The 21,545-nt window shown below is 61.8% G+C and carries 21 protein-coding genes and 1 pseudogene; 13 read left to right on the top strand and 9 right to left on the bottom strand.

Going from position 1 to position 21,545, the window contains the following annotated elements:
* Positions 1-12 precede the first annotated feature (12 nt).
* The 7 genes and pseudogenes from B5P46_RS24270 (at position 13) to B5P46_RS24240 (ending at position 4,185) form a co-directional block, all read left to right on the top strand.
* Positions 13-1,359, top strand: a complete 1,347-nt coding sequence (locus B5P46_RS24270; RefSeq protein WP_129420932.1) for a multicopper oxidase family protein — start codon at positions 13-15, stop codon at positions 1,357-1,359.
* Positions 1,360-1,393: 34 nt separating this feature from the next.
* Entirely contained in the window at positions 1,394-1,873 is a 480-nt protein-coding gene (locus B5P46_RS24265; RefSeq protein WP_129420931.1) for a cupredoxin domain-containing protein, read from the top strand.
* Positions 1,874-1,895: 22 nt separating this feature from the next.
* Positions 1,896-2,183 carry a copper-binding protein gene (locus B5P46_RS24260; RefSeq protein ID WP_129420930.1) on the top strand — a complete coding sequence of 96 codons (288 nt, stop codon included), beginning with the start codon at positions 1,896-1,898 and terminating at the stop codon, positions 2,181-2,183.
* Positions 2,184-2,239: 56 nt separating this feature from the next.
* Positions 2,240-2,701, top strand: coding sequence for a DUF411 domain-containing protein (locus tag B5P46_RS24255; RefSeq protein ID WP_129420929.1), 462 nt, complete (start codon positions 2,240-2,242; stop codon positions 2,699-2,701).
* A gap of 112 nt (positions 2,702-2,813) precedes the next feature.
* Positions 2,814-2,969 (top strand): annotated as a pseudogene (locus B5P46_RS24250) (AhpC/TSA family protein); the annotation flags it as partial.
* Between the two features lie 166 nt (positions 2,970-3,135).
* Positions 3,136-3,477, top strand: a complete 342-nt coding sequence (locus tag B5P46_RS35070; protein ID WP_129420969.1) for a hypothetical protein — start codon at positions 3,136-3,138, stop codon at positions 3,475-3,477.
* A 174-nt stretch (positions 3,478-3,651) separates the two neighbouring features.
* A complete protein-coding gene (locus tag B5P46_RS24240; RefSeq protein WP_129420968.1) occupies positions 3,652-4,185 on the top strand; it encodes a YidB family protein in 534 nt (177 codons plus the stop codon).
* A 28-nt stretch (positions 4,186-4,213) separates the two neighbouring features.
* On the opposite strand, the gene B5P46_RS24235 is transcribed toward B5P46_RS24240, so the two are convergent.
* The gene (locus B5P46_RS24235; protein ID WP_129420928.1) at positions 4,214-5,722 is read right to left on the bottom strand and encodes a winged helix-turn-helix domain-containing tetratricopeptide repeat protein; all 1,509 of its coding nucleotides are present in this window, start codon (positions 5,720-5,722) and stop codon (positions 4,214-4,216) included.
* Between the two features lie 125 nt (positions 5,723-5,847).
* On the opposite strand from B5P46_RS24235, the gene B5P46_RS24230 reads away from it, so the two are divergent.
* The 3 genes from B5P46_RS24230 to B5P46_RS24220 all read left to right on the top strand — a co-directional run bounded on the left by B5P46_RS24230 (position 5,848) and on the right by B5P46_RS24220 (position 8,353).
* A complete protein-coding gene (locus B5P46_RS24230) occupies positions 5,848-7,068 on the top strand; it encodes an MFS transporter (RefSeq protein ID WP_129420927.1) in 1,221 nt (406 codons plus the stop codon).
* Between the two features lie 116 nt (positions 7,069-7,184).
* Positions 7,185-7,673, top strand: coding sequence for a MarR family winged helix-turn-helix transcriptional regulator (locus tag B5P46_RS24225; RefSeq protein WP_129420926.1), 489 nt, complete (start codon positions 7,185-7,187; stop codon positions 7,671-7,673).
* Entirely contained in the window at positions 7,673-8,353 is a 681-nt protein-coding gene (locus tag B5P46_RS24220) for a GNAT family N-acetyltransferase (RefSeq protein WP_129420925.1), read from the top strand. Before B5P46_RS24225 ends, B5P46_RS24220 begins: the two co-directional genes overlap by 1 nt.
* A gap of 14 nt (positions 8,354-8,367) precedes the next feature.
* Here the strand turns inward: B5P46_RS24220 and B5P46_RS24215 are convergent, their stop codons facing one another.
* Entirely contained in the window at positions 8,368-11,286 is a 2,919-nt protein-coding gene (locus B5P46_RS24215) for a M16 family metallopeptidase (RefSeq protein WP_129420924.1), read from the bottom strand.
* Between the two features lie 179 nt (positions 11,287-11,465).
* Here B5P46_RS24215 and B5P46_RS24210 point away from each other — a divergent pair, with 179 nt between their 5' ends.
* A complete protein-coding gene (locus B5P46_RS24210; protein ID WP_129420923.1) occupies positions 11,466-12,461 on the top strand; it encodes a substrate-binding domain-containing protein in 996 nt (331 codons plus the stop codon).
* Positions 12,462-12,508: 47 nt separating this feature from the next.
* On the opposite strand, the gene B5P46_RS24205 is transcribed toward B5P46_RS24210, so the two are convergent.
* The 6 genes from B5P46_RS24205 to B5P46_RS24180 all read right to left on the bottom strand — a co-directional run bounded on the left by B5P46_RS24205 (position 12,509) and on the right by B5P46_RS24180 (position 18,197).
* The gene (locus tag B5P46_RS24205; protein WP_129420922.1) at positions 12,509-13,774 is read right to left on the bottom strand and encodes an ABC transporter substrate-binding protein; all 1,266 of its coding nucleotides are present in this window, start codon (positions 13,772-13,774) and stop codon (positions 12,509-12,511) included.
* A 26-nt stretch (positions 13,775-13,800) separates the two neighbouring features.
* Positions 13,801-14,637 carry a carbohydrate ABC transporter permease gene (locus tag B5P46_RS24200; protein ID WP_129420921.1) on the bottom strand — a complete coding sequence of 279 codons (837 nt, stop codon included), beginning with the start codon at positions 14,635-14,637 and terminating at the stop codon, positions 13,801-13,803.
* The gene (locus B5P46_RS24195) at positions 14,634-15,557 is read right to left on the bottom strand and encodes a carbohydrate ABC transporter permease (RefSeq protein ID WP_129420920.1); all 924 of its coding nucleotides are present in this window, start codon (positions 15,555-15,557) and stop codon (positions 14,634-14,636) included. The genes B5P46_RS24200 and B5P46_RS24195 overlap by 4 nt, the downstream gene beginning before the upstream one ends.
* Entirely contained in the window at positions 15,550-16,755 is a 1,206-nt protein-coding gene (locus B5P46_RS24190) for an ABC transporter ATP-binding protein (RefSeq protein ID WP_129420919.1), read from the bottom strand. Before B5P46_RS24190 ends, B5P46_RS24195 begins: the two co-directional genes overlap by 8 nt.
* On the bottom strand, positions 16,752-17,582 hold the full coding sequence (locus B5P46_RS24185; RefSeq protein WP_129420918.1) for a metallophosphoesterase family protein: 831 nt from the start codon (positions 17,580-17,582) through the stop codon (positions 16,752-16,754). Before B5P46_RS24185 ends, B5P46_RS24190 begins: the two co-directional genes overlap by 4 nt.
* Before the next feature lie 219 nt (positions 17,583-17,801).
* Positions 17,802-18,197 carry a hypothetical protein gene (locus tag B5P46_RS24180; protein ID WP_129420917.1) on the bottom strand — a complete coding sequence of 132 codons (396 nt, stop codon included), beginning with the start codon at positions 18,195-18,197 and terminating at the stop codon, positions 17,802-17,804.
* A 157-nt stretch (positions 18,198-18,354) separates the two neighbouring features.
* On the opposite strand from B5P46_RS24180, the gene B5P46_RS24175 reads away from it, so the two are divergent.
* Positions 18,355-18,657: a hypothetical protein gene (locus tag B5P46_RS24175; RefSeq protein WP_206735395.1), complete on the top strand. Its 303-nt coding sequence runs from the start codon at positions 18,355-18,357 to the stop codon at positions 18,655-18,657.
* Positions 18,658-18,801: 144 nt separating this feature from the next.
* A complete protein-coding gene (locus B5P46_RS24170) occupies positions 18,802-18,990 on the top strand; it encodes a hypothetical protein (RefSeq protein WP_029875172.1) in 189 nt (62 codons plus the stop codon).
* 19 nt (positions 18,991-19,009) lie between these two features.
* On the opposite strand, the gene B5P46_RS24165 is transcribed toward B5P46_RS24170, so the two are convergent.
* Positions 19,010-21,382 carry an alpha-amylase family glycosyl hydrolase gene (locus B5P46_RS24165; RefSeq protein ID WP_129420915.1) on the bottom strand — a complete coding sequence of 791 codons (2,373 nt, stop codon included), beginning with the start codon at positions 21,380-21,382 and terminating at the stop codon, positions 19,010-19,012.
* Between the last annotated feature and the right edge of the window lie 163 nt (positions 21,383-21,545).

Here is a 21,545-nt window from a genome sequence, read left to right as displayed (position 1 = left end):
AAAGGACATACCATGTTCAACAGACGACAACTTTTTGGAGCCAGCGCCGCTCTGCTCACTACAGCCGCCTGGACGAAGACGTCGGCGATGGGCCTGCCCGACGCCCCGACGATGGAATCGGCGGACATGCAGCCGCCGCTTCACCCGACCTCTGGTCAAGACTACCAGCCGGTCGTCACCCTCAACGGCTGGACCCTGCCGCACAGGATGAACAATGGCGTCAAGGAATTCCACCTCGTCGCCGAACCGGTCGAACGCGAAATGGCCGACGGCATGACCGCCTATCTGTGGGGCTACAACGGACAGTCACCGGGACCGACGATCGAGGCTGTCGAGGGAGATCGCGTCCGCATCTTCGTCACCAACAAGCTGCCCGAGCACACGACGATCCACTGGCATGGCATGATCTTGCCGTCGGGCATGGACGGCGTCGGCGGCCTGACGCAGCCGCATATTCCAGTCGGCAAGACCTACGTCTACGAGTTCGACCTCGTGAAATCCGGCACCTTCATGTACCACCCGCATTCCGACGAGATGGTGCAGATGGCCATGGGCATGATGGGCATGTTCATCATCCATCCCAAGGACCCGAAGTTCATGCCGGTCGACCGGGACTTCGTCTTCCTGCTCAATGCCTACGACATCGATCCTGGCTCCTACGTGCCCCGCATCATGGAGATGACTGACTTCAACATGTGGTGCTGGAACAGCCGCGTGTTTCCGGACATCAGTCCCCTCGTCGTTTCCAAGAACGACAGGGTGCGGGTCCGTGTCGGCAACCTGACGATGACCAACCATCCGATCCACATGCATGGCTACGACTTCGAAGTGACATGCACGGACGGTGGCTGGGTGCGGCCGGAAGCGCGGTGGCCGGAGGTGAGCATCGACATCCCGGTCGGCGCGATGCGGGCTTACGAGTTCGACGCCAAGTACCTCGGCGACTGGGCGATCCACTGCCACAAGTCACACCACACGATGAACGCCATGGGACATGACATCCCGACATTCATCGGGGCCGACAAGTCGAAGGTCGCCGAGAAGATCAAGAAGCTGCAGCCGGAATACATGCCCATGGGTACCAAGGGCATGGCTGATATGGGCGAAATGGAAATGCCTATCCCCGAGAACACCATTCCGATGATGACCGGCTGGGGCCCGCATGGCCCCATCGAGATGGGCGGCATGTTCTCGGTCGTGAAGGTCCGCGAGGGCATCTCGGCGGGCGACTACTCTGATCCGGGTTGGTACGAAAACCCGCCCGGGACCCAGGCTTGGGAATGGACCGGCGAACTGCCGGACGCAACCAAGGCCAAAGACGCGAAAACGCAAATCTCGCCGAAGCCGACAAACGGCTGAGGCCCAATCTCCGACATCAAAAGAGGATCTACTCATGAAGAACTATGTATTGGCACTGGCGCTCGTCGCCCTCGCGACCCCTGCCACGGCCTCCGGCAATCATGCCGGCGGCCACGGCGAGAAAATGGCCATCGGCGAACCCGGCGACAAGGCCAAGGCGACGCAGACAATCCGCGTCACGATGAAGGAAACCAACGACGGGAAGATGCTATTCACCCCCGCGGTCTTCAACGTCCGCAAGGGGCAGACGGTCAAGATCGCGATCAAGAACGCCGGAACCGTCGACCACGAATTCGTGCTCGATCAGGAAGACAAGATTCTCGAGCACAAGGCGGTCATGGAGAAGTTCCCCGAGATGGAACATGACGATCCAAACTCGATCCGCCTTCCGGCCGGCCAATCCGGCGAGATCGTCTGGAAGTTCACCACCGACGGCGAGTTCAAGTTCGCCTGCCTGATCCCCGGCCACTATGAAGCCGGCATGCACGGCGACGTCACCGTCGATGGCAAGTAATCCGCAAAAAGGAGCGATGGAGATGAAATCCGCAATGATCAAAATCGGCGTAGCCGCCCTGCTCTCTGCCAGCGCGGCCTTCGGTGCGTTCGCCCAGGAATTCACCAAGGGCGTCGTCAACAAGGTCGACGCCAAGGCGAAGAAGGTCACCATCAAGCATGAAGACCTGAAGGGCCTCGACATGCCGGCGATGACGATGGTCTTCCGGGTCGAGGACCCGGCTCTGCTCGAAAAGCTGAAGGAAGGCTCGAAGATCGAGTTCGTCGCCGAACGCCTGAATGGCAAGTTGACCGTCACCGAAGTAAAATAGTGGGCTCCTGCCGCCCGATCTCGATCCGGGCGGCAGGACATAAAGGAGTGGAGACGATGCACAGGAGAAGCTTCATTACAATGGCGGCATCCGCCCTGGCGTTCCTTGGCGGCGGGACACGCGCCGCCGCGCCAGCGAAGATGACGGTCTACAAGGATCCGAACTGCGGCTGCTGCCGTGAATGGTCGAAGGCGATGGCAGCGGCAGGATTTTCCGTCGACGCTCGCGACACCGACGATCTTGCCGCCGTCAAGGCGCGGCTTGGCGTACCCCCCGAGGTGGAGGGCTGCCACACCGCCGTTGTCGAGGAATACTACCTGGAGGGACATGTGCCGCTCGAGGCCGTCCAGCGCCTGCTGCGAGAACGGCCGCCGGTCCGAGGGCTAGCCGTTCCGGGCATGCCGCCTGGCTCGTTGGGAATGGGCGACGACCCGCAGGCGTCCTATGACGTGTATGCGATCCCGTCGGGAACCGGCGCGCCATACGTGTTTATGGAGGTTCGTCCCCGGAAGGGCTGACGTTGCGATCAATCAGGCCAGAGCCGGGGGGCAGATCAGGAAACCGGAGCGGAACCGCCCTCCGCAGACTGAGACTGATCGACCGGTTGCCGCCGAACGACGCTGCGTAATCGCCACCGGCCACGACCAGCTTGTCGGCGAATTCCTGCTCGATCGGGATGGGGTCGTGCGCTGGTGTTTCACCGAAGCCGAGGACGGCGGCTGCAATATGTTCGGCGGTCCCGCCCCTCGGGAAGTGATGTCGGCAGCGTCGAACATGGCTGTCTGAAGCGAATGATCTTTAAAGCGGGTCGCATCGAATTGAATTCATGCGACCCGCTTTCCATGAGACGAACGACATGTTCGGCGCCCGCACCGAGTCCTCTTACCTCAAGGAACAAATCTCGCATGGCGATGTTGTCATTAGGATAAGCATAGGACCATGGGAGGAACTCATGCGGAAATCTCTTCAGTTCGTACTGGTCGGCTTGGCTGCAATAAGCGGATTGACGATCTCGCCGACAATCGCGGCCGCGCAAGACTTGGAGTTGCGGGTCGGCCCCGGTGGCGTCGGCGTTTACGACCGTAATCGCGATCGTGACCGATATGACGGATATGATCGGCGCGGACCGCGAGGATGCGACCCGGATGATGCTCTCGACATCGCACGCAGCGAAGGACTTCGCAGGGCGCAGATCGTACGCATGTCTCCCCGCAGTATCGTTGTGCAAGGGATGACGCGCCGTGGACCGGAACGAATGACCTTCGCAAACCGGCGAGGCTGCCCGGAAATCTGACCGCGGCGTGAGCAAATGAGGTGGACGGCCGGGGCCTTCGAGATCGTCGAGGGAATGCGGTCGCGCAGCCTTGTTTTCAAACCGGCGGAACCTTTGGCCACCTTGGACATTGCTGCCCATGCCGCGCTCTGCTTTGGGTCGCGTGCACCTTTGAGCACCATAGGAGGATTCATCATGATGAGCGGTCAATTGAAGGCGCTTCTCGCCGTCCTTGCCGTTGCCGGCTACCAAAACAGAGACAAGATCGGGGAGCTCCTACGGGGCATTCAGAACCCTCAGCAGGGTGGCGCGGGAAACCAGCAGCCCGGCGGGCTTGGCGGCATTCTTGGCGGACTGGGCGGTTCGGGTGGCCTCGGCGGCCTTCTCGGCGGGCTGACGTCCGGCAGCATCGTCAGCGGCGGTCTCGGCGATCTGTTGAAGACGTTTCAGCAGAATGGTCACGGCGACAAGGCGGAGTCGTGGGTAAAGCCCGGTCCAAATGCGGACATCAATGACGGCCAGCTCGCAGAAGCACTGGGACCGGACGTTCTCAACGAGATCGCTACCAATACCGGCCTTTCGCATCAAGAGATTCTTGAGCGACTGAAGCGCGATCTTCCCAAAGCGGTCGACGACCTGACACCAAACGGAAAACTGCCCACCGCCGAAGAGGATTTTTTGTCTTCCGCGAGCCAATCAACCACCTCCGCCCGGCCCGGCACCATCTAACCTCGGCCTCTATGAGGCGCACCGGGTATCACTCCGGAAGTCCCGCCTTGTGGTAGCCGTCAATGAAATGCTTAAGCGTCCGAGCGTCGCGGAATGGCTCGGTCGCAGCCCAGTGGCGGGTTGAAAAATGCGGGTTGGCAACGAGGAATAGTTCGGCCTCCGCGTTCGCCTCTTCGAGCCGGCCGAGTTGGGCAAGGCTTGCCGCCAGGAAACGGCGTGAGCTCGTGCGATAGGTTTCGTCGCTGCGCAGCGTCTCGACGGCGGCTGCATATTGCCCGGCGGCATATTGTGCCTGGCCGAGCGCCAGATAGTACCAGCTCGCCGGAAACGGGTTCAGTCGGAAGGCCTTGGCAATGTGCTCGAGGCCCTCGTCGACCCGCCCGGCGAGGACAGCGATGTCGGAGAGTGCCGCAAAGGTGTCGGCCTCGTTCGGGTCGAGTTCGATCGCCTTGGCAAATTCCGCTTCCGCCTCGTCGAAGCTGCGCTCATAGGCAAGCAGGTAAGCCAGGATCCAGCGGCAGCCTGCATCGTTGGGATCGATCCCGACAGCCTTGCGCGCCAGCCCCAAGGCAAGGTCACGGGTGGGGTGCGTTGGTCCGCCGGAATGGACCCATCCCATCCAATGGTTCATGGCAAGCCAGCGATAGGCCTCGGCATAGTCGGGATCGAGGGAAATCGCGCGCGTCAGCATCAGATGCGCTTCTCGCGCCGTCTGCGGCGAATCATCCATCAGCCTGCGCGCCCGTACGCAGAGATCGTAAGCCTCGAGATTTTTGGGCCGGTTGCGCGGCGGCGGTGCGCGCAGCCGGCCGAGCAGCGCCTCGACGATCATGGCCGTCACCTCGTCCTGAACGGCAAAGATATCGTTCAGGCTGCGATCGAAGCGCTCCGCCCATAGATGATCGCCACGCAGCGTGTCGACCAGCTGGGCGTTGATGCGCACCTGTCCCGCTGCGCGTCTTGCGCTGCCCTGCAGCAGGTAGCGCACGCCGAGTTCCTCGGCGATCTCGCGCACATCCCTCGCCTTGCCCTTGTAGGCGAAGGCCGAGTTGCGGGCGATGACGAACAGACCCGGCATCCTGGAGAGGTCGGTGATCAGGTCTTCGGTCAGCCCGTCCGCGAAGGATTCCTGCTCGAGATCAGTGCTGATATTCACGAAGGGAAGCACTGCTATTGATGGTTTGTCAGGCAGCGGTAAGGGTTTTCGCTTGACGCCGCCGAGCTGTTTGATGGCGCCAATGAAGCGGTAGCCGACGCGCGGCACCGTGGAGATCCATTCGCCGCCGTCGGCGCGCGGACCAAGCAGCTTGCGCAGCTGGGCGATCTGGACAGTGAGGTTGCCTTCCTCGACTGATATCCCCGGCCACGCCGCGTCCATCAGTTCGGCTTTGCCGAGAATTTCGCCGGGTCGTTCAACGAGTGCAGCGAGCAACTTGACCCCGCGGTGGCCAATGGCAACGGGATCATCGTTCCGAAGGAGCGTTCCCGCCACCGGATCAAGCACGAACGGACCAAAGGCAAAGCGCGATCCCTGCATGGGGCGCATCTATAATCGGTTTGGACGTTTTTGAGAACTTTTTGGGAAAGCTTAAGTACGACGCTCACCCTATCCTGCAGAATTCATCCTCTTTCAGGTAGAAGGCCCTCGGTCCTTCAGACCCTATGGAGGTCACTGTGAACGATACTTCCTGCGTGGAACCGGCTGACCTGTCGCATCGGCACTTGCACGGCACGACATCGCCGCGAGAGGAGCGGATCCCATGGGCCGCGATGGCGGGCATCATCGCGACGGTCACGGTGTTCGCCGTGGCGCAGGGGCTGACCTATCCGCTGCTCAGCTTCATCCTGGAGCGGCAGGGAACGACATCGGGCCTGATCGGATTGTCGGCGGCGATGACGCCGCTCGGTTTCATTCTATCCGCACTCTTCATTCCGGCGCTTTCGCGGCGCGTGGGTGGGGCGCGGCTGGCGATCCTGTGTTCGATCCTGGCCGCCCTCACCCTGATTGCGATCGCCTGGGCTGAGGACGTGTGGGCCTGGATGCCATTGCGCTTCCTGCTCGGCGTCTTCGCCAATCCGCTTTACGTGATCAGCGAGACCTGGCTGATCGCGATCACGCCGGCGCCGCGCCGGGGCCGGATCATGGGACTCTATTCGTCGATCGTTTCGGGCGGCTTCGCCATCGGCCCGCTGTCGCTCTGGCTCACCGGCACTGAGGGTTGGCCGCCCTTCCTGATCGGTATTGCGGCCCTCCTCCTCTGCGGCCTGATCGTGCTTGCGGTCGTCCCACGCCTGCCCGACATGCCTGATGAAGGCGAGGCAACATCGGTGGGCCGCTTCTTCGCGCTGGCACCGCTGCTGTTGTTTGCGGTTTTCACCGCTGCCGCCTTCGAGCAGATCCTGCTTTCCCTGTTCGCGGTCTATGGCGCAGCACTCGGCAGCGCCGAGGAGCGCATCGCTTCGCTCATCACCTGTTTCATCGCCGGCAATGCCGTGCTGCAGATTTTGCTTGGGCGCTTGGCCGAACGGTTCGGCTCGACGGGGATGATGCTCTTCTGCGTCCTGGCTTGCCTCGCCGGTTGCCTTCTGCTGCCGTCGGCCTTCACCACGTGGCTCATCTGGCCGCTCGTCTTCGTCTGGGGTGGGGTCTCGTTCGGGATCTACACCCTGTCGCTGATCCAACTCGCCGAGCGTTTCACCGGTCAGGCCCTGATCGTCGGTAACGCCGCGTTCGCCTTGGTATGGGGCATCGGCGGCATCATCGGCTCGCCGGCGACAGGACTGGCGATGCAACTGATCGGACATCAGGGTTTGCCATTGTCCCTTGGCCTGCTCAGCTGCGTGCTGGCGGTGTTTCTGATGGCCAGGAAATGGCGGGGCTGATTGAAGCACTTCCTCGTGCCGCCCTGCCCTGGCCTCATCTGCGGGCCCGTTGTGCAGAAGAATTGCCATTTAATCTATAACACGTTATATAACACCCAATACAAATGGAGATCGGCATGGTCGAGGATGTGGTCCGGACGCTCGGGTTTCTGTGCATGGGCAGCCGGCTGCGGCGCATCGGAGAAAGGCTGCAGGCCGATACGCAGCAGGTCATCGACGAAGCGGGCCTTGGCATCCAGGCGGGCCAGTATCCATTCCTTGCAGCGATCGACCGGTCTGGGCCACTGACGATCGGCGAGCTTGCGCAGGCGGTGGGTATCACCCAGCCCGGTGCAACGCGTACCATCGGCCAGCTTCTCGAACTCGGTTACGTCGACATGCAGCCCGCCCCAGATGATCAGCGTCGCAGACTGGTCTCGCTGACCGACAAGGGACAGGACCTCGTCGATCATTCGAAAAAGGTGATCTGGCCGCGCATCGCCGCCGCCGTTGCAGATCTCTGCGGCAATCTCGACGGGCCGATCCTCGAACAGCTCGCGGCCATCGAGGACGGGCTTGCGGCGGTGCCGCTTGCGCGCCGCAACGCCGCCAAGGAGGAAAGATAATGCCCCATATCCTCGACCGGCCGATCTGGAGCGCATTGGAGACCGCTCATGCCAATCTTGCTGAAGGCAATGAAAACGCGCGGCGATACCCACCATCCATTGTCCCCTTCGCGGCGCCTGCCGACGATGCGCTTGAGAGCCTCGACGCCTTGGAGAAGCTGCCGGCATCGGAGGAGAGCATGATTCTCGTCGAGGCGGGGCCGATCGCCATCCCACCGGGTTTAGCCGTCGTCACGGAGGCATCAGTGGTCCAGATGGTTGCCGCGCGGCCCCACGAAAGAATTTCCGATCCCCGCATAGAGCCGCTGACGGAGGCCGATGCCGCCGACATGCTGGCGCTGGCGACGCTGACCAAACCCGGGCCGTTCACATTGCGAGCCCAAAGCCTCGGCAGCTTCTGGGGGATCAAGAGCGAAGACCGCCTGGTGGCGATGGCCGGGCAACGGATGCGGCAGACAGGCTTCATCGAGCTCAGCGGGCTTTGCACCCATCCCGATTTCCAGGGACGCGGCCTCGGCACCCTGCTCTTCCGCTTCGTTGCCGGCGAAATCGCATCGAGCGGCGACACCGCCTATCTGCACGCCTATGCGGCGAACACATCGGCCATTTCGCTCTACAAGACCCACGGCTTTGCGCTTCGCTCGGAGATGAATATGCGCGTGGTCAAACGCCGTTCCTGAGCCGTGCCCACGACCTATCGCACCGCCGGCGGCAGCACTTCGAATTTCCAGAATTTTTCCGGGCTGAAATAAGTCGTGGCAAACGCGCGGATATCTGCGGCGGCGACCTTGTCGTAGCCGCCGAGATTGTCGCGTATCCGGTCTAAGCCGCGCGAATCCGCCTGAGCGCCGCGCAAATATTCAATCCAATATTCGTTACCCTGCTGCTGATGCTTCAGTGTCTCGATGATGGGTTCCCGGGCGCGCGCAAGTTCGTCCGGGGAGACATCATGCGATCGCAGATCCTTGGCGATCTCGTCGACGAGTGCGTAGAAGCGCGCGACCTTTGCCGGGTCTGTCTCGACGTAGAAATATGCGTAGCCGTAGCCAGGGACTTCACTTGACAGGTCAGCATCGCCCTCCAGCACATAGCTTGCTCCTTCTGCGATGCGAAACTGGTCGATCAACCTGTTTTGGAAAATCTGGGTGGCGAGATTGGCGGTGAAGGACCGCGGCAGGTCGGAAAGCAAATCGCCAATCGGAGCCCCTACCGCGGCGGCGGCGTTATCCGCCCTGCCGTTATGGGTCTCCACAACGGGCTTCCCGGTTGTCGCCGGAAAACGCACGTCGGCCCGATCGTCGCTCGACGTCGTCTCCGGGCGCGGCTGCAAGGCGCCAAAGGTTTCAGCTGTCAGCCGGATCGCGTCGTCCACCGTCACGTCGCCGACGATGGTGATATCGATCGGACCGTTGGAGACCACAGGCCGGAACAGCGCCTCGAAATCGTCTGGATGAGCGGCCGACAGCTGCCCGCGATCGGGGAAGGTCCAGCGCGGGTCGCCCGAATGCACGAGACCTGGGAAATCGCGGCTGACAATGCCGCCGGGCGTCGCCTCATACTGATCGAGACCGCTCAAATAGGCTTGCTGCACGCGCTTGAACGCCTCGGGGCGATAGGCGGGATCGGAGGTGTATGCGGTCATGAGCTGCAGTTGCGTCGCAAGATCTTCAGTCCTTGTATGACCGTCGAACCTGAAGGAGCTGTCGCCTACCGAGAAATCGATGCTGACGATGTTGGCCGTCAGCGCCTTCTGGATATCCTGGTAATCCATGGCCTTCACGCCGGACAGCACGACGGCCGGAGATGCCCAGATCGGGGTGGAACGGTCGTGCGGCAGGTCCAGCCGACCGCCGCCGATATCTTCGCGCACCAGCACTTCGTTGGCACGCAGCTTGGTTGGCTTGACGGTAAGCCGCACGCCGTTGGAAAAGCGCACCATGGTCAAGCCGAGATCGTCGACGGCGCGGCGTTCGACCACAGCGCCCGGCGCGCCGAAATGGGCGTAGGGCCAGGCAACGTCAGCTGCACTGGATAGTGCCGAGACGGCAACGGCATTTGACGCATCGTAGATTTGCCGAACCGCGTCGGCGCCGCCCTCAGGTGATTGGGCCGCCTGTAGCACGACCTGTGGACCGTTGCCGGAGAAAGCACGCTGCAGGGCCTGATTGACCTCGGCCGCCGTGACGCCGTTCGTCATCGTCTCGAACAGCGAGAGGTCTTCGGCAGGAGAGGTGAAGACTTGATCGTCATCGACGCTGCTCGCCAGCATGGAAGCGACGTCGGTGGTCGTGCGCGTCGCGGCTCCGGCCGCAGCAGCCTGCAGGGCCGAGCGATAGTCGAGAATTTCGCGATCGATCTCCGCCTGCGTAGCGCCGAACTCCTGGATACGACGCCGTTCCTGGTTGATGGCCGTGAGCGCCGCCTGCCATTTGTCCGGCTCGGAGTTCGCCGCGATCAGGACGACATGAGCGGCATCGAGGAGATCCTGAGAGCCGATGCCCGCACTGATGAATGGAGCATCCGCCTTGCCGGCGATGGTGCTCACCCGGCGATTGAGCACCATGAGACCGAGATTTTCAATAAGCTCAGCGCGGCGCTTGGCGAAGGTGTCAGGCGCCGCGTCATAGAGACGCGTCCAGGCGACCTGTACGCTCGTCATGCCGCCGGGAACAACGATGAGGTCGGCGCTTTCGCCTTTCGTCGCTAGCGTGCCGAGATCCGGTTTTGTCGGCGTCGGATCCACAGCCTTCCAGTCGCCGAAGCGCTGCCGGATTTCCGTTTCCATGGCGGCGGGGTCGATATCGCCCACCACCACCAGCGTTGCCCGATCGGGTCGGTAATTGGCCCGGTAATAATCACGGACAAGGGCCACAGGCGCATTGCTGATGATGTCGGCTTTACCGATCGGCGCCCGCATGGTCGCGCGCTTGCCGGCGAGCAATGAATTCATGATCTCGAGCGCCGCGTGATACTGCGGCGTGTCGCGCAGCCGCTCCTCCGACAGGATGACGCCGCGTTCGCGATCGAAGGCGCCGGCGTCGAGGGTCAGCTCGCTCGCCGTTTCTCGCATCAGCATCAGGCCCGTCGAAACCGTGTCTGCATCGACCTCGGGCAGATCGAGTGCATAGACAGTCTCGTCATAAGAGGTATGGGCGTTGGTGTCCGGCCCGAAGGCCAAACCCTTGCGCTGCAAGATACGGATCATCTCGCCTTCGGCGACATGTGTCGAACCCTTGAAGGCCATGTGCTCGAGAACATGCGCCAGACCCTGCTGGTTGTCGTTTTCATCGAGCGAACCGGAGCCAATGCGAAAGCGGATCGCTGCCTGTCCGGGTGGCGTGACATTGCGCATGATCGCAAACCGCATGCCGTTGGCGAGCATGCCGAAACGCACATGGGGGTCGGCTTGAATGTCGCTTTGCGTTTGTGGCCAGGGCACGGACGGGCTGTCCGCATAGGCTGGCGACGTGAAGTTTGCGACGAGGAAGACCGTCGCGAGAAACCAGCACACCGTGGAGCATTCCATTTTTTTGTGAGACATTCTTGCCCAGATGATGAGAATGAAGAGGGTAGATGGCGTCAATCTGACTATTCCACAGGTTGCATTTCCCATCAACTTCCATGTGTGTAATGAATAAGAAGTAGATAACTCTGCCTAGAACAGGATGATTTTAGGCCCGGTCGTCCGAAAACCGCTCACACTTTTCGGCATCATGCTCTAGGTGTCAGACCATTGTCATCGAACCCGCCTAAAGGATTGCGCCTCGATGCTGTCACCAGGAGGCGCTTTCGATGGCGACATTGGAGCAGGTCGCGTTCCGGGCAGGATGCTCGCTGGCGACCGCAAGCAGGGTTCTCAACCGCAACGGACCCGCCAGCGACCTGATGGTGCGCAAGGTGCGCCGTGCGGCCGCCGAACTCGGCTATCGCCCGGCCGGCCTGTCTGCAGGGCGGCTGGGACGCAGGCCTGTGGTCGGCGTGCTGATCCCAAGCATCACCAATCCGGTCTTTGCCTCGTCGCTGTCGAGCATCCAGAACCGCATGCTGGTAGCCGGGCATGGCGTCTTGATCGCCCAGTCGAATTACGATCCGGCGCGCGAGGCCGATGCCGTCGCCGCACTCTTGAACGACCGGCCGACCGGGCTGATCCTCACCGTCTGCGATCCATCCACCAGCAAGGCGCTGCTTGCGAAGCTGCCGCCGACGGTGCTGCTCAACAACCTGCCGACAGCGCAGTTTCCGGCGGCTGTCACCGCCGACAATCGTGGCGCCGGCCGCGAGATCACGACCTTCCTGATCGGCATGGGCCATCGCCGCATTCTGTTTCTCTCCGGCAATTTTGCTACCTCCGACCGCGCCCACCTTCGCTACCGCGGTTATCTCGACGCCATGGCCGAGAACGGACTGACATCCCTCGATGCCGTGCAGATCCCCTTCGTCAGCGGCTATGACCAGCTCGATCTTGGCGTCGCGATGACTTCGCTTGCGCCGACGGCGATCATCGCCTCCAACGATCTCCTGGCGCTCGGCGTCATCGGCGCGCTGAAGCGCGAGGGGCTTTCCGTGCCTGGGGATGTTTCGGTCGCCGGCTTCGACGGCATCGCCATCGGCCGGCTGATCGATCCACCGCTGACGACCATCGAAATGCCGGATGCCAGCATGGGGGCGACGGCCGCCTCGCTGCTTCTCGACATGGCGGAGAATGCCGCCCCCGCGCGCCATCTCGATGTCGCCTATACGCTGCGCCGCGGCGGCACGGTGCGCGCCATTACCCCCGCCCCGGAATAGAAAAGCCGCCGCGTCTTCGCGGCAGCCCAATTCTTGACAGACGGCGATCAGCTGCGCGGCAGCATGCCCTCGACATCGGCGGCTGCGTCGTCGAGCGCTTCCTTCGGTTCGGCCGACTGGTCGACGATACGCGAGAGATTGTCGACGATCGTCTGCGTGACCTTGACGCCGTTCGAGCCTGGGAAGGCATACCAGGGGATCATCACCGGCATCTGGCTGAGGCCTGCCTGGAACAGCGGGTTCTGCTTGTAGAAATCGCCGAGATAATCGGCCGACTTCGCGGCCAGCTCGTTGTTCGGGACATAACCGGTGCCGGGCACGACGACGGAAGCGCCATAAGGGCCGGCGGCGAATTTGGCGAACTTCCAGGCGGCACCCTGCTTGGCGGCATCATGCGTCAGGATGACGACGGCGTTGCCGCCGGTCGGCAGGCGGCCGTTCACCGGATCGATCAGCGGGATCTTGGCGGTGCGCAGATCGAACTTGTTGCCGACATTCTTGATCGTGTTGCGCAGCGCGCCTGTGGTCTGGAACTCGAAACCGACCTTGCCGGCTGCGAAAGCCTGTTCGCCGGCGGCCTTGGTGAAGACGGGCATGCCGCCTTCGGTGACCAGACGATGCAGGACCTCGACGGCCTTCTGACCTTCCGGGCCGTTGAAGGCGACCTTGCTTTCGTCATCGCTCAGCATCTTGCCGCCGGCGCCGAAGAGCAGTGCCGAAAACATCCAGTCATCGCCCTGCCAACGGAAATCGATGCCGTCGACGCCATTGCCGAGCGCCTTGATCTTGCCGCCGAGCGCGATGACCTCATCCCAGGTCTTCGGCGGATTTTCAGGATCGCCGCCGGCCGCCTTCACGAGATCGGCGTTGTAATACATGATCGGGTTGGAAGTCGCGAAAGCCAGGCCCACCTGCTTGCCCTTGACCTGGGCGAGCTTGAGGATCGTGTCGGAGAAGCCCTGCTCGGCCATGTTGCCGTCCTTCTTGACGAGCGGGCCGAGATCGACGGCGACGTCGCGTTCGTCGAGCATGCGCAGGCGGTTGAGGCCGATGAAGGTGATATCGGGCATTTCGCTGGTGCCGACCTGGCGAAGGATCGTCTGGATACCTTCTTCATAGGTGGCCGAGGGGCTGGCGAACTGGATCTTGATATCGGGGTTTTCTTCCATGAACTTCTTCGAGATCGTGTCCATCACGTCCTTGAAGAAGCCCGGCATCGGGTAGTGAACCGTCAGCGTCGTCTCGGCATGCGCGGGAAGCGCGATTGCCATCGAGACGGCCGCTGCGGCGAGAAGCTGGGTGATATGTTTCATCGCTCGTTCTCCTGGGTTGAAACCGGTCAGCCTTTGAGACCGGTCATGGTGATGCCCTCGACGAAGCGCTTCTGCGCAAGCAGGAAGGCGATGACGAGGGGAAGGGTAATGATGAGTGTCGCCGCCATCAGCGCGCCGTAGTCGTCGCCGGCCTCGGCGGCGCGGAAATACATCAGACCAAGCGGTGGTGTGGCGTAGTCCTGCTTGCTGATGACGATCAGCGGCCAGTAGAGATCGTTCCAATGGGCGACGACCGAGAAGATGGCGAAGGCGGTGACCGCCGGCCAGGCATTCGGCACGATGACGCGGGCGACGATACCGAGTTCCGACATGCCATCGAGACGCGCGGCATGAATGAGATCGTCGGGCATGGCGCGGAAGAACTGCAGGAACATGAAGATCGCAAAGACCGAAATGGTGAAGGGCGCGACAAGGGCGGCATAGCTGTTGAGCAGCGAGGCACGATCGAAGGCGACATAGAGCGGCAGCGCTGTCGCATGGATCGGCACCAGCAGGCCGAGCATGACAAGCACCATCATGGCGCGGGCGGCGCCGAAGCGCAGCTTCGCCATAGCGTAGGCACAGGGGATCGCCACCAGCACCTGGAAAAAGAAGATCAGCCCACAGACGACGACGCCGTTCCACAATAGCTGCGCCATCGGCACTCGGCTCAAGGCCTTGGCGAAATTCTCGGCATAGGTGAAGTGTGCCGGGATCAGCGACAGCGACGAGGTGAAGATGTCGCTTTGGGCCTTGCCTGCCGTCGAGATCATGAAGACATAGGGCGACAGGAAGATGATCGCGCCCAGGGAAAGTAGCGTCAGGCGGATGATCCTGCCGAGGGAAAAAGCGCTCGTCATCATGTGTAATGCACCCGGCGATCGAGAATGCGGTACTGCAGGAACATCAGCACCACCAGGATCAGCAGAAAGACCACAGTCATTGCCGAGGCATAACCGACGCGCAGGTACACGAAGCCCTCCTGGTAGATCGTAAAGAGCAGCACCTCCGACGCCTTGTTCGGGCCGCCCTCGGTCAGCGTTTTGACCGTCTCGAAGACCTTGACCGCGTTGGTGATGCTGATGGTGATGACGAAGAGCGTCGTCGGCCCGAGCATCGGCCAGGTGACGAGCAGAAAACGGTCGAGGGAGGATCTGGCGCCATCCACCTCGGCTGCCGCATAAAGCTCGCGCGGGATCGCCGTCAGCCCGGCGAGGAACAGCACCATGTTGAAGCCGGCCGATTGCCAGACGCCGATGATCGAGAGGCTGTAGAGCACCGTGGCGGAGCTACCGAGCCAGTTCGGGCCTGGAAGCCAGACGAGGGCCAGCAGCGCGTTGAGCGGGCCGATTGTGGGGTGGAACATATATTGCCAGACGGTCGCCATGGCGACGATCAGCGAAGCGACCGGCAGGAAATAGGCGGTGCGGAAGAAGCTGCGCGCCTTAGTCTCACTCTCGATCAGCATGGCGATGCCGAGGCCGAGAAGGATCGAGACAGGTGCGACGAGCGCCGTGTACACAGTCGTATTCCACAGCGACTTGCGGAATGTGCGGTCGGTGATCAAGTGCGCGTAATTCTCGAAGCCGACGAAACGGAACTTGCCGTAGCCGAGTTCGAAATCGGTGAAGCCGAGCACGATGACGGCTGCGACCGGCAAAAGTACGAAGAGGAACAGCAGGATCATAGCCGGCATCACCAGCATCCAGGCGGTGCGGGCCTCGCTGCGCCGATGCGCAACGGCGGCATCGTGTGGCACGGCCATGGAGACGATGCTAGCCATGCGCTCTCTCCCGCCCGGCATCGCTTGCAGCGAGCCCGACATCGCCTATCGCGAGCCCGGCATCACCCGTTGCAACGCCGCCGGCCAGCCGGCTGCCGTCCTCGGCAAAGATCAGCGTGCGGCCGGGCGAAAGCCGCAGCCCGACCGGATCGCCGGCCACCAGGCCGGAGGCTTCGGCCGGTTGAACCTTGGCAACGATAGTCTCGCCGATCGCCTCGAGCCGGCAATGTAGGATGACTTCGGAGCCCAGGAATTCGACACGTTCGATCCGGGCGGCAAGGCCGTCATGCCGGCTCTTGGAAAGAAAGACGAATTCGGGGCGAATGGCGAGCGTGACCGGCATCTTCCCGTCGTGCGCATTTTGAAGCGTCAGGCGCAGGCCGCCGCAGAGAATGACGCCGCCTTCGGCAAAGGCCGGCAGCAGATTGATGCGCGGCTGGCCGATGAAGCGGGCGACCTCGATATGGGCGGGATCGTCATAGATGACCTCGGGGCTGGCGATCTGCAGCAACTTTCCGCCCATCATCACGGCGACACGGTCGGCCATGGAAAGCGCTTCCGCCTGGTCGTGGGTGACATAGAGCGTCGGCACGCCGGCGCGACGATGCAGGTCGACGATCTCGCCGCGGGCGTGGACGCGCAGATTGGCGTCGAGATTGGAGAGCGGTTCGTCCATCAGGAAGATGCTCGGCTGGCGCACCATGGCGCGGGCAAGCGCCACGCGCTGACGCTGGCCGCCCGACATCTGGCCGGGCTTGCGGTCAAGCAGGTGATCGATCTTCAGCGACGTCGCCATATCCCTGACGTCGCAGGCGATCGCCCTGCGGGTGGCACGCTGGCCCGGCATCAAAGACCCGATGAAGGGCAGCCGCTGCATCCGCGACAGCCGGCGCATCGCCAAGGGCACCGCGATGTTCTCAGAGGCCGTCAGATGCGGATAAAGCGCGTAGGACTGAAAGACCATGGCGATGTTGCGGTCGGCGGCCGCAACGCCGGACATATCCTGCCCGCCGATCAGGATTTCGCCCTGGTCGGCATGGTCGAGGCCGGCAAGGACGCGCAACAGCGTGCTCTTGCCGCAGCCGGAAGGGCCGACCAGCGCGATGAATTCGCCGGCGGCGATATCCAGGCTGACGCCACTCAGGATCTGGTTGCCGCCGAAAGCCTTGGTGATGCCGCGAAGCGAGAGCGCGCTCATTCGACGGGTTCCCGCTGCTTGACCGCCTGGGGGTAGACTTCGTGCGCGACATCGTCGAGCACATAAGCGGTCATGCCGGGAACGGCGACGATCGTGCTTTCGACAGCAGTATCGAACTCGTGCACGACGGCGCCGATCATGCGCTCGCCAGGCATCTCCCGCTCCATCTTGTCGATGATAAAGGCGGCCGACGGCCCCCATGTCAGCTGGGTGTTATCAAAGCGCCCCTGCCAGGCCCAGTGGAGATGGCCGCTCGCAAACAGCGCCACGTCATGGGCAGCAATCAGATCATAGAGCCGCCGGCGCTGAGCCGGGCGAACGCTCCAATATCCGGTATCGCCTTCGTCGGGGGCATCGACGAAGAGCGGCTTGTGCGCAAACAGCGCCACGCGCCGCCCTGCCCTGCCGGACAGCGCCTGATCGAGCCATTCGAACTGGGCCTCCTCCTCATCATCCTCATGACCGAGGAGCAGCGCGTTCAATCCGATGAAGCGCCAGCCGGCCGAATCCTCCAGCCAGCGGTCGTCGCCGGCAAGGCTGCGCCAGCGGGACAGCCGCTCGGCATTGACCGGCTGGTCCGATTCTTTGAGATGGCCGACATCGTGATTGCCGGGGACGATCAGCATCGGGATCGACACCTGACGCATCAAGTCCATCGAGAAGGTGATATCCGTGCCGTTGTCGGCGCCATCGACGGTGAGATCGCCGGTATGGACGATCAGGTCCGCGCCGGTCTCTTCGATCCAGCTCAGAAGCGGCGCCCAGTTGCCGTTGAAATGCGGCTTGTCGGGGCTGAAATGGGTGTCGGTGATCTGAATGATTTTCATGGGGCCCGTCTCCGAGACGTCGGCAGCGCCTCACCGGCGCTCCCTTCTCGTGCCCTCTCTAGAAGGCTCCCATGTCAATCACACAGCTGAAGTTTTCAGCTGTTTCTCAGTTTTGACATCAATCTGTCATGCTGGTGAAGACCGCCTGCCGGAACCGGGACATCCTTCACCTGTATTTGGAATTAAGAACATGCGGGCGTTTGCAAGATTGTGTTGCAATCAGTGCCGTGGCGCGTTGGCGGGAATGGACGATACCGTTGCCGAGACAGGGTCGCTTGCAGGAAAGCTGTCCTCGAGGCCTTCATCGAGTTCCTCTTCCAGCGTTTGCCTGTCGCCGGCCGAACGCGCACTCGGCTGGCCGATCAAGCCCTTGCTGCCTTCGTCGAAATTGCCGTTGCTCAAGGCATCGTAGCGGTTGATGCTGCCGTCTGCTTCCGCGCCGGCAAAGGCGGTCAGCTGAACCATCATGACCTTGGCGCGGTCGACCGCCGTCGTATCATCGAGTTCGCCATGGGAGTTGTCGATTTTGACGGAAATCGATTCTCCTCCCTCGCCCAAGAATTCGACGGTAAAGATGTCGCCGGCCTGTGTAACTCGCGTATCGATCAGCTGCATGGAAGCCTCCTATGTTCATGCACCTCAACGGCCTTCCAGGTCCCGGAGTTCCACGGCAACGCCATTTCCACTGAAGGAGAAGGGGCATCGAGCAATGGGCCAGCTCGGAACAAAAAACGCCTATGCGAGTTCACACGCAGTTCGACAGGTCGCATCCATGCCGAAATTGCCGCTGTCGCCTTCCGAGAAACGCTCATTCTCCACTATTCCCGCAGATCAGAAACTCGCTTTGATATCGAGCTATTCGGAGGCGTTGCGCAAGCTCGCCAGATCGACTGAGGCGGTCGGATGGGCCGATATGCTGCCGAAACTGATCCAGGTGGCGGACGGACTGGACGGTATGGCAACCGCGATTGCCGAGACGGAGGCCGGAACCGAGGTGATGGCGCGCACGGCACGGCTGATCCGGGCGACCGAGGGGATGCTGGCGTCGATGTCCTCGTCATCAATCATCCACTAAATGTCACCTTTCGCGAGGGACCGGATCGAATGCCGCCGCGCCCCTCGCTCCTAAGTTTTATGGTTAATTTATTAATAATTCTGGATTTATAAAAGGAACCGGACGCCCTTTCCAAATGTTGATGCTCCGCCTGGAGGAACCCCGATGATCCTGAAAATCCTTGCCCCCAAGATCGACGCCGATTGCCATGACACCGGCACCTGGCCCGACGGAATTTTCGCCGAAAACCGGATCGATCTTTCCGCTCGCCGCGACGGCCGCCGTCGCTCGCCGCATGAGCGCGACTACGGCAATGACAGGAAAGTGGAAAATCTGCCGCTCGGGTTTGTCTGACCGTTCCGGGCGTGGCGCATCACAGCCTGCGAAAAACCAGAACGCCTGATGCCGGCAACACGGCATTCAGCACTCCCGCCGTTGCTCTGATTCTTCCGCCGCTGTTACCGACGTTCCAGCCGCCATATAGGTGAGCATCGGTATTGAAGATCTCCTCCCAGAGATCATTCCCCAGACGTTCGCTGTGCAGCTGATAGCCGTGTTCGAAGGGAGCGTCGTTCAGCGACCCCACAACAAGGAAATCCTCGCCGTCATTCCATCGATGAAAGGCGATCACGCGATTTTCGTCGTGAACCAAGGGAATGGCGATGTTGCGCGAACGAATGGCATCCTGATGGACGCTGAGCGCGATCAGATCGCGATAACAGCTGAGCATCCCTGCCCCGCTACCATCAGCTTCGCCGAGAATATTCTCCCGGTTCTCAAGGAAATCATTGTAGCGATAGGGCTTCCGGGCGCCGATTTCCTCACCCATGAAAAACATCGGCGTGCCGGCCGATAGCAGCGTCATCGCCGCCGCAAACCGGGATCTCGCCTCAGCCCACGCCCTTGTCTCACCGACGATCGGCGCGAAATTGACGGCGATAACGGCGGTTCGCGCCGATCCTTCACGATTGCCGCAATCGTCATGCGACTGGTTGTAGACCACCTTGGATCGCGCGCTCGTCTGCAATGCGCCGGCAAGAGACGACATGGTCAGCGCCCGCTTGTCCCCGAAGCCGGCATTCTTCAACAGCTGCGCCTGCGCGCCGCCGTGATATTCGACGAGGTTGTGATGAAAATCGCCGTACCAGGTCGCATCGAAGCCGAGCCCGTCGCCAGTCAGGCTCGGCTCGGTCATCGCCGACCAGTCCGAATAGTCCTCGGCCGTCAGGAAAAGCTGCGGCTTGATCAGCCGCATCGTCCGGGTCCATTGCTTCAGGAATTTGGCGCCGAAGGCTGCGGCCCGATCGGCGCGCCGGCCGTCGGCATGCAGGACCGGATATTGATGGATCGAACTTGTCTGATCGAGCCGGAAACCATCGATATGGCAGACGGAGACGAGAAATGCCGCGCTGGAGATGAAAAGCTGGCGCACAGCTTCCTCATCGAAGCGGGGCGCCCATCCCGTAGAGATGTTGTCGATGTAGCCGCCTGTCGGATCGGCGTAATCGCTGGGGCGTCCCTCGTACCAATAATAGATATTGCGGGTGTGATCGTTGGAATCATAGGCCCATTGCGCCCGTTCGCCGTCCGGGTCGAAGTGATTGTAACAAACATCGAGAATGACGGCGATGCCGCGCTGGTGGCAGGCCTTGACGAACATCTTCAGCCGGTCGGTGCCGCCAGCCCCCTGGTCGGCGGCAAAGAAATGCGAGGTGCCGTAACCCCAGTTGGCCCGCGTTTCGAATTCCGCAATCGGCAGCAGTTCCACGGCGTTGACGCCGAGTGCCGAAAGATGCTCGATGAAGGCGATGGCATCATCAAGCGTGCCGGGAGCGGCCTTGCCGAAACCGAGCGCGCCGACGTGCAGTTCATAGATCACCAGATCCTCGAGCCGCTCCGGAAGTGTTCGACCTCCAACGAATTCGTCAGCCCAGAACGTCTCGGCGGCGACCTCCTGCCCGGATGGAAGGACGACCCGCTTCGGATCGCAGACGACCGAGCAGCTTTGCGGTCCGTCCAATGCGGCCGGCGATCCGTGATAGATCGCTCCATCCGGATCGAAGTCTCCGGCGCCGATCTGCATGAGCGACCAGATATCGGTGCGGTAGGCGAGCGATCCATCATCCCTGGTGATGCGGTACATATAGGGCGTGCCGACCATGCTGTCGAAATCGGAAAGTCCGTGATCCTCGCCGGTTTCAACGCTCCAGAAGCCATCAACGGTCCTGCGCATCCTGATGGTTGCAACCGTTCCGGTGCCGTCGTCGGCGATATAGCCAATGGCGGGATCGGCCAGGACGAGCAAGACATCTCGCGCATTCGGCGCCCAGACCGAAAAGCGAATGCCGTCGGCGCTGTTGGGCCTTTCAACCCGGTTGGCCCCCAGACGGCCGATCCATGTCAGATAATAGGTCTGCGGCGCTATCCCCTGCTGGAGCTCGAAGGAGCGTTCGCGACGCGCAGAGGCCTCGTCGTCCAATTCGGCGGCGATCGCCCACAGGCTTGAAGCGCCGGGTCGATCGAGTTCGATCCCCCAGCGAAAATGCGTACCGATCTCGTCATCGGGAAAAGAAACCCTGGCGACGAAGACATCATAACCATCCTCGTCGCGAGAGCGCTGCATCGGAACAGATGTCCACTCGTTCGAGGGACGGCCCTGCTCGTCCCAACTGCCGCGGAGACGGACATTGTCGAACGCCGTCGACAGCAAGCCGCTGCGAAACCGGAATTGAACATTAACGGTCATCGGATCCTCCGGGCCATGTTGGACTTCACCAGATTCTGCCTATGCGTCTGTTTCACTGGGTCATGGTCGGCCGGCTGGATGCAAATATGCAAGCACAGGTTCGGCATTAAAAACCCGATCCGGCGCGGGCCACATTCAGGACAATTTATCATGGTTAACGGGC

The sequence above is a fragment of the Rhizobium leguminosarum genome, from assembly GCF_004123835.1.
Taxonomy (GTDB): domain Bacteria; phylum Pseudomonadota; class Alphaproteobacteria; order Rhizobiales; family Rhizobiaceae; genus Rhizobium; species Rhizobium leguminosarum_M.
The sequence above is the reverse complement of the archived record's forward strand: the minus strand, read 5'-3'. Positions and strand labels throughout refer to the sequence as shown.

What these genes read in the sequence shown, in the direction of transcription:
- B5P46_RS24270 (WP_129420932.1), top strand. Translation starts at nt 13, where the DNA reads ATGTTCAACAGACGACAACTTTTTGGAGCCAGCGCCGCTCTGCTCACT.
- B5P46_RS24265 (WP_129420931.1), top strand. Translation starts at nt 1,394, where the DNA reads ATGAAGAACTATGTATTGGCACTGGCGCTCGTCGCCCTCGCGACCCCT.
- B5P46_RS24260 (WP_129420930.1), top strand. Translation starts at nt 1,896, where the DNA reads ATGAAATCCGCAATGATCAAAATCGGCGTAGCCGCCCTGCTCTCTGCC.
- B5P46_RS24255 (WP_129420929.1), top strand. Translation starts at nt 2,240, where the DNA reads ATGCACAGGAGAAGCTTCATTACAATGGCGGCATCCGCCCTGGCGTTC.
- B5P46_RS35070 (WP_129420969.1), top strand. Translation starts at nt 3,136, where the DNA reads ATGCGGAAATCTCTTCAGTTCGTACTGGTCGGCTTGGCTGCAATAAGC.
- B5P46_RS24240 (WP_129420968.1), top strand. Translation starts at nt 3,652, where the DNA reads ATGATGAGCGGTCAATTGAAGGCGCTTCTCGCCGTCCTTGCCGTTGCC.
- B5P46_RS24235 (WP_129420928.1), bottom strand. Translation starts at nt 5,722, where the DNA reads ATGCAGGGATCGCGCTTTGCCTTTGGTCCGTTCGTGCTTGATCCGGTG.
- B5P46_RS24230 (WP_129420927.1), top strand. Translation starts at nt 5,848, where the DNA reads ATGGAGGTCACTGTGAACGATACTTCCTGCGTGGAACCGGCTGACCTG.
- B5P46_RS24225 (WP_129420926.1), top strand. Translation starts at nt 7,185, where the DNA reads ATGGTCGAGGATGTGGTCCGGACGCTCGGGTTTCTGTGCATGGGCAGC.
- B5P46_RS24220 (WP_129420925.1), top strand. Translation starts at nt 7,673, where the DNA reads ATGCCCCATATCCTCGACCGGCCGATCTGGAGCGCATTGGAGACCGCT.
- B5P46_RS24215 (WP_129420924.1), bottom strand. Translation starts at nt 11,286, where the DNA reads ATGGGAAATGCAACCTGTGGAATAGTCAGATTGACGCCATCTACCCTC.
- B5P46_RS24210 (WP_129420923.1), top strand. Translation starts at nt 11,466, where the DNA reads ATGGCGACATTGGAGCAGGTCGCGTTCCGGGCAGGATGCTCGCTGGCG.
- B5P46_RS24205 (WP_129420922.1), bottom strand. Translation starts at nt 13,774, where the DNA reads ATGAAACATATCACCCAGCTTCTCGCCGCAGCGGCCGTCTCGATGGCA.
- B5P46_RS24200 (WP_129420921.1), bottom strand. Translation starts at nt 14,637, where the DNA reads ATGATGACGAGCGCTTTTTCCCTCGGCAGGATCATCCGCCTGACGCTA.
- B5P46_RS24195 (WP_129420920.1), bottom strand. Translation starts at nt 15,557, where the DNA reads ATGGCTAGCATCGTCTCCATGGCCGTGCCACACGATGCCGCCGTTGCG.
- B5P46_RS24190 (WP_129420919.1), bottom strand. Translation starts at nt 16,755, where the DNA reads ATGAGCGCGCTCTCGCTTCGCGGCATCACCAAGGCTTTCGGCGGCAAC.
- B5P46_RS24185 (WP_129420918.1), bottom strand. Translation starts at nt 17,582, where the DNA reads ATGAAAATCATTCAGATCACCGACACCCATTTCAGCCCCGACAAGCCG.
- B5P46_RS24180 (WP_129420917.1), bottom strand. Translation starts at nt 18,197, where the DNA reads ATGCAGCTGATCGATACGCGAGTTACACAGGCCGGCGACATCTTTACC.
- B5P46_RS24175 (WP_206735395.1), top strand. Translation starts at nt 18,355, where the DNA reads ATGCCGAAATTGCCGCTGTCGCCTTCCGAGAAACGCTCATTCTCCACT.
- B5P46_RS24170 (WP_029875172.1), top strand. Translation starts at nt 18,802, where the DNA reads ATGATCCTGAAAATCCTTGCCCCCAAGATCGACGCCGATTGCCATGAC.
- B5P46_RS24165 (WP_129420915.1), bottom strand. Translation starts at nt 21,382, where the DNA reads ATGACCGTTAATGTTCAATTCCGGTTTCGCAGCGGCTTGCTGTCGACG.